Source organism: Pseudomonas sp. W22_MBD1_FP4, from assembly GCF_052113765.1.
GTDB classification, from domain to species: domain Bacteria; phylum Pseudomonadota; class Gammaproteobacteria; order Pseudomonadales; family Pseudomonadaceae; genus Aquipseudomonas; species Aquipseudomonas sivasensis.
In genome coordinates this window covers 24,106-37,571 of the sequence record NZ_JBGQOI010000035.1, presented here as the reverse complement: position 1 = coordinate 37,571, position 13,466 = coordinate 24,106, and the positions used below count along the sequence as shown (strand labels likewise).

Sequence of the window (13,466 nt, the reverse complement as noted above, 5' to 3'; positions counted from 1 at the left end):
CCCGATAGCGGTGGGTCAGTACCTGAAGTATTGACTGACCTACCGCTATCGGGAGCAAGCCCCCTCCCACAGTTTTAACCGGGTTGGGCGTTAGAGACCTTTCAGGTCCCGCTCCTCAATCGGCCGGCTCTGGCGCAGGCGCTTGCCGCCCAACACGACCCAGTCGATCAGGCGGAACAGGCATTCCAATCCAAACGACAGCAGCATCGCCCCGCCCAATCCCCAACCCATGGCTTCTGGGGTCAGGAGGATCTGATAGCTGTAACCGTTCCAGGTTTCCTGGCGGATATCCGGGTCGGCGGCCACCGCCACTTGCAACGCACGGATGTACCACGGGCCTTGCATGGCCTGGAATTGCTTGTCCAACGCAACTTGGCGATCAAGCATGGCGCCCAGGCTGTTGGCGTCGCTCTGGAAAACCGGGTCGTCACTGGCGCGGTAATGCGCGACCAACGCCTTCAAATCACCGTTGAAAAACTGCCGCGCGGTGGTTTCAAACCCGCTCAGCCCCGTCTGGGCCTCTATCAAGTGGGCTTCGACGCGCTTGGCGTAATCGTTGATAAATCCCGGCACTTGCACGCCGACCAACAGGCCAATGGCAAACAGCACCAACCGCAGATAGCTGAGCAACATGGTCGATATCCTTACTCAGTAATGCCCTGGCTGACGCATTCACCGCGTCGCCACAGGCTCCATTGGCCCGGTTCGTAACGGGTCCAGTTTTCGTTGTCGGTCAACGGCTCGGTGGCGATTACCGTCACTACATCATTGGGTGTGGTCTCGGCCTGAAAATCGACGATCACGTCGACATCTTTCAAGCGCGCCGGACCGAACGGGGCACGCCGGGTGATCTGCGCCAATTTGGTCGAGCAGTAGCAAAACAACCAGTCGCCATCGCTGAGCAGGCAGTTGAACACGCCTTTGCTGCGGTATTCGGCACAGGCGGCGATCAGGTCCGGCAGCATCTGTTCGATGTCCACCGGCTCGGGGAAGGCTTCGCGCACGCGGTTGAGCAAGTCGCAAAAGGCCGCTTCGCTGTCGGTATCGCCGACCGGGCGGTAGAAGGTGGCGCGGGGGTTGAAGTCCGCCAGTTGGCCGTTATGGGCGAAACACCAGTTGCGGCCCCACAGCTCGCGCACGAACGGGTGCGTATTGGCCAAGCTCACCTTGCCCACGTTGGCCTGGCGGATATGGCCGATCACCACTTCGCTCTTGATGGGATAACGCTGCACCAGCAGCGCGACTTCCGATTCACTGCTGGCGGCCGGGTCCTGGAACAGACGCAGACCACGGCCTTCGTAGAAAGCGATGCCCCAACCGTCGCGGTGGGGGCCGGTGCGCCCACCGCGCTGCATCAGCCCGGTAAAGCTGAACACGATATCGGTGGGGACGTTGGCACTCATGCCCAATAATTCACACATGCCAGGGCTCTCGCTGCAACGTTAAAGGCGCGGTTCGACCCGCATGCCACTGACAGGCGCCGGACGGCGGAATGGCTCGTCGTCTTCTTCCGCTGGCTCAGCGGCAAGGGCTGCATCGGTGGCAGCCTGGCGCTCACGACGCACATTGGCGGCGCGCTCGATGGGCCAGCGGATCAACACAATCACCAGGTACACGCCAAAGGCGATCATGGTGTACATGAACAAATCGGAAATAGCCCGCCAGGCGTTATTGCCGACCTTGAGCACCAGGTCCAGGGCGGTAATTGCCACGGCCGGCGCGAACTGAGTCTTGACCGGGTCTACGATGGTCGGGCTGAACAGCAACACGGCCATCAGCAATTGCAGCGGCTCGCGCAACCAGCGCCACATCCAGCGCGTCATGCGCCACCACACCAACAGGCAGCCCAAAGCGGCGAAGGCGTAAAGGCCCCAAGCGGTCAGATAGTCGTTCTCGGTCATGGTGTCCATGGCAAGGTAGGCAAACAGGCGGCTATGATAACGGCTTTTGCGTGTCGCGGCTGCAAAGCCTGCCACCGTCCGCCAGATAGAGAATAATCCATGCCTGTATCGACGCCCCCGATTGCCCGAAAGGCCCCTGGCCAAGACCCTTACGCCTGGCTGCAAGAACGCGACAGCGCTGAAGTACTCGATTACCTCAAGGCCGAAAACGCCTGGCAGGAAGCCCAGCTCGCCGATCAGGCAGCCTTGCGCGAAAGCCTGTTTGAAGAGATCAAGGGCCGCATTCTCGAAACCGACCTGTCCCTGCCCTCGCCGTGGGGCCCGTACCTCTATTACACCCGCACCACCGCCGGTGACGAGTACGCCCGTCACTACCGCTGCCGCCGTCCGGCCGATGACAGCAACGTGGTGGACGACAGCAGCGAAGAGCTGTTGCTGGACCCGAACGAACTGGCCAACGGTGGCTTTTTCTCTCTCGGCGCATTCAGCATCAGCCCCGACCACAATCGCCTGGCCTACAGCCTGGACACCACCGGCGAAGAGATCTACACCCTGTTCGTGAAGGAATTGGCAACCGGCAAGGTCAGCGAACTGGAGTTCCAGGACTGCGACGGCAGCATGACCTGGGCCAACGACAGCCTGACCCTGTTCTTCGGCGAACTGGACGAAACGCACCGCCCCCACAAACTCTATCGCTATCGCCTGGACGGCACGGCGGCGCAGGAAGTGTTCCATGAGCCCGACGGGCGTTTCTTCCTGCATTGCTACCGTTCCAGCTCCGAGCGCCAGTTGCTGGTGGCCCTGGGCAGCAAGACCACTAGCGAAGTCTGGGCCCTGGACGCCAACCAACCGCAGCAGGATTTCACCTGCCTGGCGCCACGGGTCGACGATCACGAATACGATGTCGACCACGGCCAACTGAATGGCGCCTGGACTTGGTTTATCCGTAGCAACCGTGATGGCATCAACTACGCCCTGTTTGTCGCAACCGACATTGGCGACGTGCCGACCGAGGATGAATGGCAGAACCTGATCCCCCACAGCGATGAGGTGATGCTCGACGGCGTCAGCCTGAACACCAGCGCCATGACCTTGAGCCTGCGCATCGGCGGCCTGCCGGTGATCGAAGTGCACCCCGAGGGCCTGCCTGCCTATCGCGTGGAATTACCTGACGCCGCCTACAGCCTCTACGTACAGAACAGCCTGGAATTCGTCAGCGACAAGATCCGCCTGCGCTACGAAGCCCTCAACCGTCCGGCCCAGGTGCGTCAGTTGGAGCTGGCCAGCGGTACGCAGCAGGTGCTGAAGGAAACCCCGGTACTCGGCGTGTTCAATGCCGATGACTATGTCAGCCAGCGCCTGTGGGCCACCTCCGCCGATGGTACCCAGGTGCCGATCAGCCTGGTGGTCAAGCGCGACCAACTCGGCAAAACCACACCGCTGTACCTTTACGGCTACGGCGCCTACGGTTCGAGCCTCGACCCATGGTTCTCCCACGCACGCCTGAGCCTGCTTGATCGCGGCGTGGCGTTTGCCATCGCGCATGTGCGTGGCGGCGGCGAATTGGGTGAAGCCTGGTACCGCAATGGCAAGCAGGAACACAAGCAGAACACCTTCAGCGACTTTATCGCCTGCGCCGAACACCTGATCGCTCAAGGCCTGACCACCTCCAAGCAACTGGCCATCAGCGGCGGCAGTGCCGGTGGCCTGTTGATCGGTGCGGTGCTCAACCAGCGTCCGGCGCTGTTCCAGGCGGCGATTGCCGAAGTGCCGTTCGTTGATGTGCTCAACACCATGCTCGACCCGGAGCTGCCGTTGACCATCACCGAGTACGACGAATGGGGCAACCCCGAGGAGCCCGAGGTGTACGAGCGCATCAAGGCCTACGCGCCGTACGAAAACGTCCAGGCCCAGGCCTACCCGCACATGCTGGTGATCGCCGGCTACAACGACAGCCGCGTGCAGTATTGGGAAGCGGCCAAGTGGGTGGCCAAGCTGCGCGACACCAAGACCGACGACAACCTGCTGTTGCTCAAGACCGAACTGGGTGCCGGCCATGGTGGGATGAGCGGTCGTTACCAGGGATTACGTGACGTAGCGCTCGAATATGCATTTGTGTTCAAGGCGCTGGGGTTGATTTAGGAACTTAGCGCGGCGGGCCTGTCTGAACACAGGACCGCCTACTGATTGATGGACCAAGATTGCAGCCATGGCACTACCGACGCTAATGAATACCGAAATCCGCGACATGCTCATGGACTGCGGCCTGTTCGACCCTTTGTTGCCGGAAGATTTTCACGTCGCCGCCGGCTACTTCAATATCAGCAGCATTGCCCAGGACGAAGCGATCTTCCTCGAAGGCGATGCCGGCACCTTCATGTGCATCATCCACAGCGGCCAGGTGGCGGTGCAGAAAACCAATCACGACGGCCAGCGCCTGACCATCGCCACCCTGCGCAGCGGCCGGGCTTTCGGTGAGATGGCAGTACTCGACGGCGAGCGTCGCTCCGCCAGTTGCGTGGCTGCCAGTGATTGCGTGCTGTTGAACCTGGGCAAGGACTCCCTGGAAAAGATGCTCAACGAAACCCCGCGGGTGGCCGCGAAGATCATCCGCGCGATTGCGATAGCCCTGTCCAAGCGCCTGCGCATGGCTGATGGGCAGTTACTGTCGCAACAGTTTTAACCGCCGGGGGTCTTTGGTTTGCTGTCGTTCTGCTGCAGGCCGGGCACCGTCTGGTCCTTCGGTGGCGTCGGTAACACGATGGGCGCCAAGGGCGGCGAGCCGTTGGTCTTGGGCAGCGCTGGCGGGCTGACTTGGGGATACAGCGTCGGCGTCGGCGTGCCCGGTGCACCGGGGGTTGGCGCGGGCGCGACCGGTACGGTTTGCAACTCCTGAGCCTGCGCCGCACCCAATGCGAGCGCGCTCAACACAATGACCGTTAGAATGCTGCACTTCATCGATGGCTCCATGGCCTGACCGGAATGTCGTAAGGCTACTCCCAACCGCGCAAGAATGCCCTTCCCAATGAGATTTCCATGAAACGTTTCGTTCTGCTGGACACCACCCCGATCCCCGACAACGGCGGTGCCTTGTGCCTGTTCGAATACGGCGAGGATTTTGTCATCAAGATCCAGGGTGGTGACGGCGGCCAATTGATGAACACGCGCATGCACGGCTCCGAAGATGCGCTGGCAGAAATTCCCTGCCGCAAAGTTGCCGGTCGTCATGATTCACGGGTGCTGATTGGTGGTTTGGGCATGGGCTTTACCCTGGCCTCGGCCCTCAAGCATTTGGGCAAGACTGCCGAAGTGGTTGTCGCCGAACTGGTGCCGGGCGTCGTGGAATGGAACCGTGGGCCGCTGGGGGAAAAATCCGGGCGCCCACTGCTGGACCCGCGCACCGTGATCCGCATGGAAGACGTGGCCAAGGTGCTGCAAGCCGAGCCCCAAGGCTTTGACGCGATCATGCTCGACGTCGACAACGGCCCCGAAGGCCTCACGCAAAAGGCCAACAGCTGGCTCTACTCTGCCGGCGGCCTGGCCGCCTGCGCCAAGGCCTTGCGGCCCAAGGGCGTGCTGGCAGTGTGGTCAGCGAGTGCCGACAAACTGTTCAGCGACAAACTGCGCAAGGCCGGTTTCAAGGCCGAGGAAGTGCAGGTATTTGCCCATGGCAACAAGGGCACCCGACACACCATCTGGATTGCGGAGAAGCTCAAGGGCTGAGCACCATTAACCAAACCACTGGAGATCCAATGTGGCAGGGGGCTTGCCCCTGATAGCGGTGGTTCAGTCAAAACATTTGGTGACTGACACTACGCTATCGGGGCAAGCCTCCTCCCACATTTTGATCCCTGTCAGTTGTGGGATTTGCGGTAGTCGATCACGTACGGGACTTTTTTGTCGAAGGTCTTCTGCAGCTCATCGCGATCCAGTTGGGTCATCCCACCCAGTTGCTGGGCGGTAAAACCGCTGCCTCCCACCGGTGATCCCGGCGCCAGGCTGACCATGCGCTTGGCGACCGCTTCGATCGCATCCTTGTAGCCGCCTTTTTTGTCCAGGTTGTACTGGCCCAGATCAATTTGCGTGCGCAGCCAGTTACCCCAATAGAACTCCAGGAATTCCGGGGCGATCTCGCCGCCATCCGGTTTGCCATAGGCGGCCTTGCGGGTGAAATACACCAGGCTGCGGAAGGTGTCGTCCTGCAGATTCTTGAAGCCCAGGTGAGCAGGCAGTTGCGTAGGCGGCAGGGTCTGGCCCCGATTGTCCTTGAGCCAGACCTTGCGCGCCGCTTCCATACGCTGCCAGAAGGTGGCGAGGTCTGGGCTGTTGCTGAAATCGTCAGTCACCTTGACCCACATTTTCAACTGAGGGCCGCCACCCGGCGTTTGCCAAAGGGTGGTGAAACTGTGGTGACCGTCGGTCAGGTACAACTGGCCACCAGGGCCGACCACCACGGTTTTCATGTCCTCGGGATGAGTGCCTACCGGGTCTTTGCACGTGAAACTGGAAGGTGCAAGCAGGCTGGCGTTCTTGGGCACCTTGTCGGCCTCGCCCTGGCCGTTGGTTTCGCAGTATTCATCGAAGGCTTTGGTGGGTTTGTCGGCGAACAGCCCGAGGCTGTAGTAGATCTGGTCGAAACCCACCACGGCCTGGGTCGGGTGCAACTGTTCAAGGGTGACCTCAATCACCTGCCCGGGCTTGGGCGTCGAAAACGCCTGGGCTTGAGCCGCCAGCGCGCAGAAAAGCAGTGCAATTGTCCACGTGTACCAACGCATAGGTTTCAGATCCTTGTGAAATGAATGAACCGATACTACAAACGCCCGCCGACGGCTAGAATCAACGTTATCCGTGACCCACAAAATAGCCAGGAGCCATGATGAGCTCGACCAACCCGCCCTCCCACACCGCCAAGCTGGACCGCATCCTCGCCGATGCCCAGCGTGACCGGGAAATGGGCTACCGCGACAAAGCCCTCAAGATGTACCCCCACGTGTGCGGCCGCTGCGCCCGTGAATTCGCCGGCAAGCGCCTGAGCGAACTCACCGTACACCACCGCAACCACAATCATGATGACAACCCTCAGGACGGCTCCAACTGGGAGTTGTTGTGCCTGTACTGCCACGACAACGAACACTCGCGCTACACCGATCAGCAGTACTTCGGCGAAGGCTCCACCAGCAGCCCGACGATTGCCAAGGCCACGCATAACCCGTTTGCGGCGCTGGCGGGGTTGATGAAGAAAGACGACTGAAGAGTGTCGTCGTCTGTCCTGGCGTCATCGGGAGCAAGCCCCCTCCCACATTTGAAATGTGTTCACAACTCAAATGTGGGAGGGGGCTTGCTCCCGATAGCGTTAGCCCAAGCAATACATCACCTTCAAGCCGTATAATCGCCGCTTTTCTCCAAGGCACCCTTCCCCGTGGGCAATAAACGCTACAGCTGCATCGGTCTGTATAACCCCAAATCCCCCGAAAACGTCGGCTCGGTCATGCGTGCCGCCGGTTGCTACGGCGTGGCCTCGGTGTTCTACACCGGCGTGCGTTACGAGCGCGCCCGGGACTTCATCACCGACACCAAGAAGGTCCATCACGATATTCCGCTGATCGGCATCGATGACCTGAAAAAAATCCTGCCCCTGGGCTGTATCCCCGTCGCCGTGGAACTGGTGGAGGGCGCCCGTCCCCTGCCCGAGTACACCCACCCCGACCGCGCGCTGTATATCTTCGGCCCGGAAGACGGCTCGCTGGATAAGGAGATCCGGGACTGGTGCGAAGACGTGGTCTACATCCCGACCACCGGCTGCATGAACCTGGCTGCCACGGTCAACGTGGTGCTCTATGACCGCCTGGCCAAGGGCAACAACACCCGTTCGGGCCCCAAGTATTGATTTTTTGGGAACATCCGACGCCCGCCAGCAGTCAGCTACTTACACTTGCCCTTGTTGGAGACAGATCATGAGCGACAGCAAAAACGTGCGACCTATCATCGAGCACACGCCCTTCCAGAGCCAGCCGACGCAAAACGTCCACGGCTGGGAACGCATCGGCTCGGTGGCCGGTGGCGTGATAATGCTCGGCAAAGGCCTGCGCCGTGGCGGGATTTTCGGTTTGATCCAGGTGGCGATTGGCGGTGTGGCACTGGCCCGTGGTTTTACCGGGCACAGCTCGCTCAAGGACAAGCTGGAACAGGGTCGCCAGGAAATGAACAGCGTGCGTACGAAGATCGAGCGTGCGGGTGCAGAGCTGAAAAACCTGAAGACCAAGGCTGAAGTGGCGGCTGAGAAAGCTGTGAAAACCACAGGCTGAACCTGGATTTCGGTAGGTTAGAGATCCAAATGTGGGAGGGGGCTTGCTCCCGATAGCAGAATGTCAGTCAGCACATGTTGTGACTGAATCAGCGCTATCGGGAGCAAGCCCCCTCCCACATGTTGATTGATGCAGAGGTTGAAAATCAGCGCAGTAGCTTGGTATCCAGCACCACCGACGACTCGCCAATAATGCTCTCAGCCAGCTGCACGAACTCCGCCGTCGTAATGCTGTTCGCCCGCATCACCGCTTGCGCGAGGTCATCCAGCGAGCGTTTATTATGGGTTTTCACCCGAATCTCGCTGTCCAGCTCCTGCAATATCACCACTGCCCGCGACACAGTTGCACCACTGACATGCTCGCCGCGCAGCGTCGTGACATCTTTGCCCTCCTTGCTCAACCGCGCCTGTATCGCCTGATACCGCTCATCGGTGATCCCACCGGCACGGCGCACCAGTTCGATGGCGTAATACTCCCCAAGCCCTTCGCTGATCCAGTCACTGGTGTCGTGATCGTTGAAACGTCCGATCGCCTGCACTACTTCACGAATCAACGGGCTGCTGCCGTTTTCGCTGACCAGCGGTGTGCGGCTGTTGAGGTAGATCGAGTCATGTGCCGAGAACACGCCACGGCGCATCGGATCACTGGCGCCCACCACCAACAGCTTTGCCGGATGACGCGGGAACGCGGCTTCGACCTGGGGCCAGACAAAGGTCAGCAACGTCAGCACGTCCATGCGGCGCATGGCCTGACCCTTGGGCGACGCCACGGTGACTTCGGTTTCGCCCAGGCGCACGCGGCGACTGCCAAGCGTGCCCGCGAGCATCCAGCCGGTGGGCCGGTCGAACAGGCGGGAAACGTTGTCGATGCGAAATTTATTCTTGCCGATACGGGGCCAGGCGGTTTCGACGCTTTTCCAGCCCGTAGGCAATTCGAACACCAGGCGCGAGACCAACTCGACGCCGTCCTGCTGGTCGAGCCGCGCGGTCGGCACCAGGTCTTCGCCGCGAAACAGCGCCCAACTCGCAGTCATACGTGCTTCATAGCTGCCCGGCTTGCGCGCCTGGGTGAGGTGCACGCGGTAGGTCAGACTGGCCTTGTCGGCGCTGGGCTGCCACACGCCCCGCTGGCCACTGACCTTCCACTGGCCGTCGGCCTTGAAGTCGCTGTAACTGCCTGCCGGGCCCAGGTCAAAATCCAGGCTGCGCACGGCCGAGCCTTGTGACAGGCTCAGGCGTACTTCAGCCTGATCGCTCTGGGGCAGCAATTTAACGTGATAATCCAGGTCGACTTTCCTGGCGCACCACGCAGGCATGCTCAGCGCCAGCAGCACCAGGCATGCCGCCAGCTGGGTTCCCACCTTCATACACACTCCTTTTTCAGCCTGCGCGGAAGATCAGGTAATCCTCCCAGTCGTCTTCAGGCACGCTGCCTTCGCTGAGCATGCGTCCAGACTGGGAAATGCGTTCGTGGTGCACGGCGTCGCGGTCGCCACAGACCAGGTGGTGCCACAGCGGTAAATCCTTGCGCTCGCTGACCAGGCGGTAGCCGCAGGTGGGCGGCAGCCATTTGAACTGATCGGCCTGGCCTGGGGTGAGCTGGATGCAGTCGGGCACCGAGGCGCGGCGGTTGGGGTAGTCGGTGCACTGGCAGGTTTTCAGGTCCAGCAGTTTGCAGGCGATACGGGTGTAATAGACGCTGTTGTCGTCTTCATCCTCAAGCTTTTGCAGGCAGCACAGGCCACAGCCGTCGCACAATGACTCCCACTCCTCCTGGTCGAGGTGTTCAAGGGTTTTGCGTATCCAGAAAGGTTCGACTTTGGCGGCCATGGCTCTGCATCAGTATCGGTAGGTGAAAAGGCCGCCAGTCTAGTGCCCAAGCCCCTTGGAACCAAGCGCTTACGACTGGCGGTGTTACAACACTTGTCAGTCTAGCGGGCGCGCAGTAGCTTTGAGCGCCGAATTGACGATCAGGACCTGCTCATGACACGTGTTGCCGACTATCCGATCCACACCCAGTTCACCGACCGCTGGTCGCCCCGCGCCTTCACTGGCGAGAGCATCTCGAAAGAGACGCTGCTGAGTTTCTTCGAAGCCGCACGCTGGGCGCCGTCGGCCTACAACTCGCAGCCGTGGCGGTTTCTCTACGCGCGCCGCGACACGCCGGACTGGGAACGTTTCCTGGGCCTGCTCAATGAATTCAATCGCGGCTGGGCGCAGCATGCCTCGGCCCTGGTGATCATCGTCTCGAAAACCGACTTCGTCGCTCCCGGCGCCACGGAAGAAACCCCGGCGCTGTGGCACACCTTCGACACCGGCTCTGCTTGGGGCCACCTGGCACTGCAAGCCAGCCTCAGTGGCTGGCACACCCACGGCATGGCCGGTTTCGATCAGGAGCTGACACGCAAGGAGTTGAAGATTCCGGAAGGTTACGCGCTGCACGCGGCCGTGGCCGTTGGCAAGCTGGGAGACAAGTCGACCCTGCCGGAGTACCTGCAAGGGCGTGAAGTGCCGAGCCCGCGCAAGCCGCTGAGCGAGCTGGTGTCCGAAGGTGATTTCGGCCTCTGACAGCCAGTACCCTGCCGCCTGAACGCGGCAGGGTGTCTCTTGAGGACTACCGGGCGATCAGTTCGCTGAACGCCGAGCGCAGCTGCGTGATTTGCCGGTCATACACGTTCTTGACCGCCGGTACCATGAACTCGGCGGGCATACCGTTCATGTCGATGGGATAGAGCTTGTTGTCTGTTTTTGAGTACATGAAGTTACTCAACTGCGGGTCGTTATGAAAAATATCCCTGGCCTCCATTTGCGCTACCGCGTCGTCGAGTAACGAACGAGCTTCGGCGGGCAGGCTGCCTTTTTCGACATGGGCAAGATCAACCCCGTCAATTTTGCCCATCTTTATGTATTTGCGGCCGTCCTCGATCAATACCTCGGCAAAGCCCTCTCCGTAGTACTTGTTCAAATTGACCACTTCCATGTCGACGTAGCCCTCTACCGAGGTCAAGCGGGTCGGCCCCAAATCTTTATAAACACTCTTGCCGTCGAGGCTTGTATACACCACGCCTTCGCCCCCACGGCCGATTTCGGGGCCGAGATCGGCTTTGACCGCAACCGGCTGGCCGCCCCGCGCACCCAGTCGCCGCCATTGGTCACCCTGCACATGTTCGAGTAACAACGGAGTTTGCCGGTTGTTGTGGTACACCCGCGCCTGCACGCTGCCGTCCGCGCCGCGGGACACCTGCCGGACCTCATAAACACCAGCCTGGCCGGACGCGTCGAGATGGCGCACATACGAGCGATGGCCGTCGGCAGCAACGTACACGCCCTGATTATTGCGCGAGAGCCCGGTGAGGCTCGACTCCGGTGCCCTGTAATGACGAAACAGCCCGTTGCTCAGCTCACCGGCAGAAGCACTGCCCCTGGTCACCCACCTGCCGCCGCTCACCAGCAGATCGCCGACGCCGCTCAAGGGGTTGAAGGCCTCCACCGCCGTTGCGCCAACAAACCTCACCGCCTTGGCCGCCTGGCGCGCAGTGGTCAAGGCGCCGCCCAGCACCTTACCCGCCTGCACGGCTTTGCCGGCGCCCAACGTAACCAGGCCAACCGCATCCAGGCCCAGGTCGAACACGCCCTGCCCAATGTTGCCGTTTTGGAAGTTGACGATAGCCGAGCGCAAGGGGATCAGGTTCAGGAAGAATTCGCCAATGGCTTCATTGCGGGCGCTATCTTGATCAAAGGACGTCAGGCCCCGGGCCTCGTTCATCAGATCGTCGTTGTTCAGGTCGAGGGATTTGACGAACACATCAGCAATGGCATGGCTGCGCTGCGAGTTGAGACTGTCAGAGGCTTGGGTGCCTTGGGGTTGCGCCGGGAAATCGCTGTCGGGCTCAAACTGAACGGTTCTAGAAAGAATATTCGCCTCGCGCGATTCCATATTCGCAGCGGTGTAAGGCGGAGTACGTCGGCGCAATAGAAAGTTTTCTTTCTCAACGGTGCCGTTTCGCGTGTCGAGGGTATAGAGATTGACCTCGCCGTTTCGAGTCGCCTTCACCTCCAGCGTATGGCCGCGCACGTGCAGCGCCGGCGGAGTAAACAGGTCTTTGGCAATTCTGTACTGGTTGGTGTGGAAGAATTCGAGCTTGCCGAACTCCAGGTTATTGCGGTCCTCCAGGGGCAACGTGGCGATCATCTGCCGCACACGACTCTGTTGCCCGGTTTGATGGGCGCTGATCGCCTGGTCGTAGGCCTTCGTGAATGCGCTGGCGACCTCCAGCTTGCCTTGTTGGTAAAGGCTGCAAAAACGGTCAATGGGCAGGCGTTTGTTATTGCTCACCCAATGCTCATCGGTCGCCAATGGGCCGCCGTGCATGACGATATCCAGCATAGAGCGTGAGCCGGGATGGATGCCTGGGCGCCCTTTGGTGAGCCTGGCCTTTTGAAAATGCCTGACTTCGAAGAGGCTCGGGTCGACGTCAGGAAACGCCCGCTCAAGCAGGGCCAGCGCCATGGCTCTGCGGCTGGGGATTGGCGTTTGCAGGAGGGCGCTGGTGCTTTTCAGCGCGCTGAGCTGTTCGTTGTAGGCCGCCCTCAGGCGCTCCATTGCACTGGCCGATGGCATCTCATCGGTGCGGGTCAGCACACCGTTGGCCTCGCCCCACTCCGTCAGGGCCTGCCCATCGATGCGCTGGCGAGTGGCAGCGTCAAGGGTGAGCGATTCGGCGTTCAGCAAAATTTCGGCATACCCCATACCGAGCGTGCGGCCTGGCGCGTGGGCTTCGATCCTGCCCACAGCCATCGCCAACTGAGCCCAGAGCACACTGGCGCAGGTCACGCTGGCGGGAATGTCCTTGACCAAATATTCAGGTGCGGAATTGATCAGTAAGCGATACGCGGCCTGGTGGGCTGCTTGAACGCTGGCACCGCCTTTTTCGAGTAAATGGCTGGCCAATCGTTGGATGACGACCGAAGGCGGTTGCCCCCAATGGTCGCTACGCGTCAGGTCAAAGCCGGACAAGTCTTCAAGCGGTGCAGGGACATCGACCGGACGCGAAGGGTCAGGCTCGCGGTCGGGGGTGCGGTTTACGTCGTTGTGGTGGGCGGGCGCCATCGGGCGCGGCTGAACAGCGGGGGAAATAAGGGGCGTCATGGAAATACCTGTCCTTAGCCAAAAGGAGTCCGTTAAAGGCGCGACCTTGCGCCCTTTGCGGCCCTTGGGTGGAACGCGCCGTCAATGCGGTTCCATCCTGACTGTCAGGTTT

General features: G+C 60.8%; 15 protein-coding genes. 7 read left to right on the top strand and 8 right to left on the bottom strand.

Annotated features, from left to right (window positions below; translation table 11 throughout):
• Positions 1-90: 90 nt before the first annotated feature.
• The 3 genes from ACEN2T_RS28630 to ACEN2T_RS28620 are packed head-to-tail and all read right to left on the bottom strand — an operon-like array spanning position 91 to position 1,976.
• Positions 91-633 (bottom strand): DUF2937 family protein, encoded by a 543-nt coding sequence (locus ACEN2T_RS28630; protein WP_032888750.1) that lies wholly within the window; start codon positions 631-633, stop codon positions 91-93.
• Positions 634-644: 11 nt separating this feature from the next.
• On the bottom strand, positions 645-1,421 hold the full coding sequence (locus ACEN2T_RS28625) for a class II glutamine amidotransferase (RefSeq protein ID WP_024074057.1): 777 nt from the start codon (positions 1,419-1,421) through the stop codon (positions 645-647).
• Positions 1,422-1,442: 21 nt separating this feature from the next.
• On the bottom strand, positions 1,443-1,976 hold the full coding sequence (locus ACEN2T_RS28620; RefSeq protein WP_442117919.1) for an MFS transporter: 534 nt from the start codon (positions 1,974-1,976) through the stop codon (positions 1,443-1,445).
• A gap of 24 nt (positions 1,977-2,000) precedes the next feature.
• On the opposite strand from ACEN2T_RS28620, the gene ACEN2T_RS28615 reads away from it, so the two are divergent.
• Positions 2,001-4,043 (top strand): S9 family peptidase, encoded by a 2,043-nt coding sequence (locus ACEN2T_RS28615; protein ID WP_339480497.1) that lies wholly within the window; start codon positions 2,001-2,003, stop codon positions 4,041-4,043.
• Between the two features lie 67 nt (positions 4,044-4,110).
• The gene (locus tag ACEN2T_RS28610) at positions 4,111-4,584 is read left to right on the top strand and encodes a cyclic nucleotide-binding domain-containing protein (protein WP_032888741.1); all 474 of its coding nucleotides are present in this window, start codon (positions 4,111-4,113) and stop codon (positions 4,582-4,584) included.
• Here the strand turns inward: ACEN2T_RS28610 and ACEN2T_RS28605 are convergent.
• Positions 4,581-4,859, bottom strand: coding sequence for a hypothetical protein (locus ACEN2T_RS28605; RefSeq protein ID WP_032888738.1), 279 nt, complete (start codon positions 4,857-4,859; stop codon positions 4,581-4,583). The two genes, ACEN2T_RS28610 and ACEN2T_RS28605, sit on opposite strands and share 4 nt — an antisense overlap.
• 78 nt (positions 4,860-4,937) lie before the next feature.
• Between ACEN2T_RS28605 and ACEN2T_RS28600 the strand changes: the two genes are divergently transcribed.
• Positions 4,938-5,624 (top strand): spermidine synthase, encoded by a 687-nt coding sequence (locus ACEN2T_RS28600; RefSeq protein WP_181643983.1) that lies wholly within the window; start codon positions 4,938-4,940, stop codon positions 5,622-5,624.
• 131 nt (positions 5,625-5,755) lie between these two features.
• Here the strand turns inward: ACEN2T_RS28600 and ACEN2T_RS28595 are convergent, their stop codons facing one another.
• Positions 5,756-6,676, bottom strand: a complete 921-nt coding sequence (locus ACEN2T_RS28595) for a ParB/Srx family N-terminal domain-containing protein (protein ID WP_442117918.1) — start codon at positions 6,674-6,676, stop codon at positions 5,756-5,758.
• Positions 6,677-6,777: 101 nt separating this feature from the next.
• Between ACEN2T_RS28595 and ACEN2T_RS28590 the strand changes: the two genes are divergently transcribed.
• From ACEN2T_RS28590 to ACEN2T_RS28580, 3 genes are all read left to right on the top strand, one after another.
• Positions 6,778-7,152, top strand: a complete 375-nt coding sequence (locus ACEN2T_RS28590) for a YajD family HNH nuclease (RefSeq protein ID WP_003210675.1) — start codon at positions 6,778-6,780, stop codon at positions 7,150-7,152.
• Positions 7,153-7,320: 168 nt separating this feature from the next.
• Positions 7,321-7,788, top strand: coding sequence for an RNA methyltransferase (locus tag ACEN2T_RS28585; protein WP_003189607.1), 468 nt, complete (start codon positions 7,321-7,323; stop codon positions 7,786-7,788).
• 67 nt (positions 7,789-7,855) lie between these two features.
• Positions 7,856-8,206 carry a YgaP family membrane protein gene (locus ACEN2T_RS28580; protein ID WP_122680196.1) on the top strand — a complete coding sequence of 117 codons (351 nt, stop codon included), beginning with the start codon at positions 7,856-7,858 and terminating at the stop codon, positions 8,204-8,206.
• A gap of 145 nt (positions 8,207-8,351) precedes the next feature.
• Here the strand turns inward: ACEN2T_RS28580 and ACEN2T_RS28575 are convergent, their stop codons facing one another.
• Together ACEN2T_RS28575 and ACEN2T_RS28570 are read right to left on the bottom strand one after the other, a co-directional pair.
• Positions 8,352-9,572, bottom strand: coding sequence for a hypothetical protein (locus ACEN2T_RS28575; protein ID WP_442117917.1), 1,221 nt, complete (start codon positions 9,570-9,572; stop codon positions 8,352-8,354).
• A 13-nt stretch (positions 9,573-9,585) separates the two neighbouring features.
• Positions 9,586-10,035 (bottom strand): YcgN family cysteine cluster protein, encoded by a 450-nt coding sequence (locus ACEN2T_RS28570; RefSeq protein WP_003172524.1) that lies wholly within the window; start codon positions 10,033-10,035, stop codon positions 9,586-9,588.
• Between the two features lie 153 nt (positions 10,036-10,188).
• Between ACEN2T_RS28570 and ACEN2T_RS28565 the strand changes: the two genes are divergently transcribed.
• Complete coding sequence (locus ACEN2T_RS28565) at positions 10,189-10,773, top strand: nitroreductase family protein (RefSeq protein WP_442117916.1); 585 nt, start codon at positions 10,189-10,191, stop codon at positions 10,771-10,773.
• Positions 10,774-10,819: 46 nt separating this feature from the next.
• Here ACEN2T_RS28565 and ACEN2T_RS28560 read toward each other — a convergent pair whose 3' ends face one another.
• Entirely contained in the window at positions 10,820-13,354 is a 2,535-nt protein-coding gene (locus ACEN2T_RS28560) for an OspG family effector kinase (protein ID WP_442117915.1), read from the bottom strand.
• Positions 13,355-13,466 lie beyond the last annotated feature (112 nt).

Coding starts and splice junctions, on each gene's coding strand:
- ACEN2T_RS28630 (WP_032888750.1), bottom strand. CDS start 633: ATGTTGCTCAGCTATCTGCGGTTGGTGCTGTTTGCCATTGGCCTGTTG.
- ACEN2T_RS28625 (WP_024074057.1), bottom strand. CDS start 1,421: ATGTGTGAATTATTGGGCATGAGTGCCAACGTCCCCACCGATATCGTG.
- ACEN2T_RS28615 (WP_339480497.1), top strand. CDS start 2,001: ATGCCTGTATCGACGCCCCCGATTGCCCGAAAGGCCCCTGGCCAAGAC.
- ACEN2T_RS28610 (WP_032888741.1), top strand. CDS start 4,111: ATGGCACTACCGACGCTAATGAATACCGAAATCCGCGACATGCTCATG.
- ACEN2T_RS28605 (WP_032888738.1), bottom strand. CDS start 4,859: ATGAAGTGCAGCATTCTAACGGTCATTGTGTTGAGCGCGCTCGCATTG.
- ACEN2T_RS28600 (WP_181643983.1), top strand. CDS start 4,938: ATGAAACGTTTCGTTCTGCTGGACACCACCCCGATCCCCGACAACGGC.
- ACEN2T_RS28595 (WP_442117918.1), bottom strand. CDS start 6,676: ATGCGTTGGTACACGTGGACAATTGCACTGCTTTTCTGCGCGCTGGCG.
- ACEN2T_RS28590 (WP_003210675.1), top strand. CDS start 6,778: ATGAGCTCGACCAACCCGCCCTCCCACACCGCCAAGCTGGACCGCATC.
- ACEN2T_RS28580 (WP_122680196.1), top strand. CDS start 7,856: ATGAGCGACAGCAAAAACGTGCGACCTATCATCGAGCACACGCCCTTC.
- ACEN2T_RS28575 (WP_442117917.1), bottom strand. CDS start 9,572: ATGAAGGTGGGAACCCAGCTGGCGGCATGCCTGGTGCTGCTGGCGCTG.
- ACEN2T_RS28570 (WP_003172524.1), bottom strand. CDS start 10,035: ATGGCCGCCAAAGTCGAACCTTTCTGGATACGCAAAACCCTTGAACAC.
- ACEN2T_RS28565 (WP_442117916.1), top strand. CDS start 10,189: ATGACACGTGTTGCCGACTATCCGATCCACACCCAGTTCACCGACCGC.
- ACEN2T_RS28560 (WP_442117915.1), bottom strand. CDS start 13,354: ATGACGCCCCTTATTTCCCCCGCTGTTCAGCCGCGCCCGATGGCGCCC.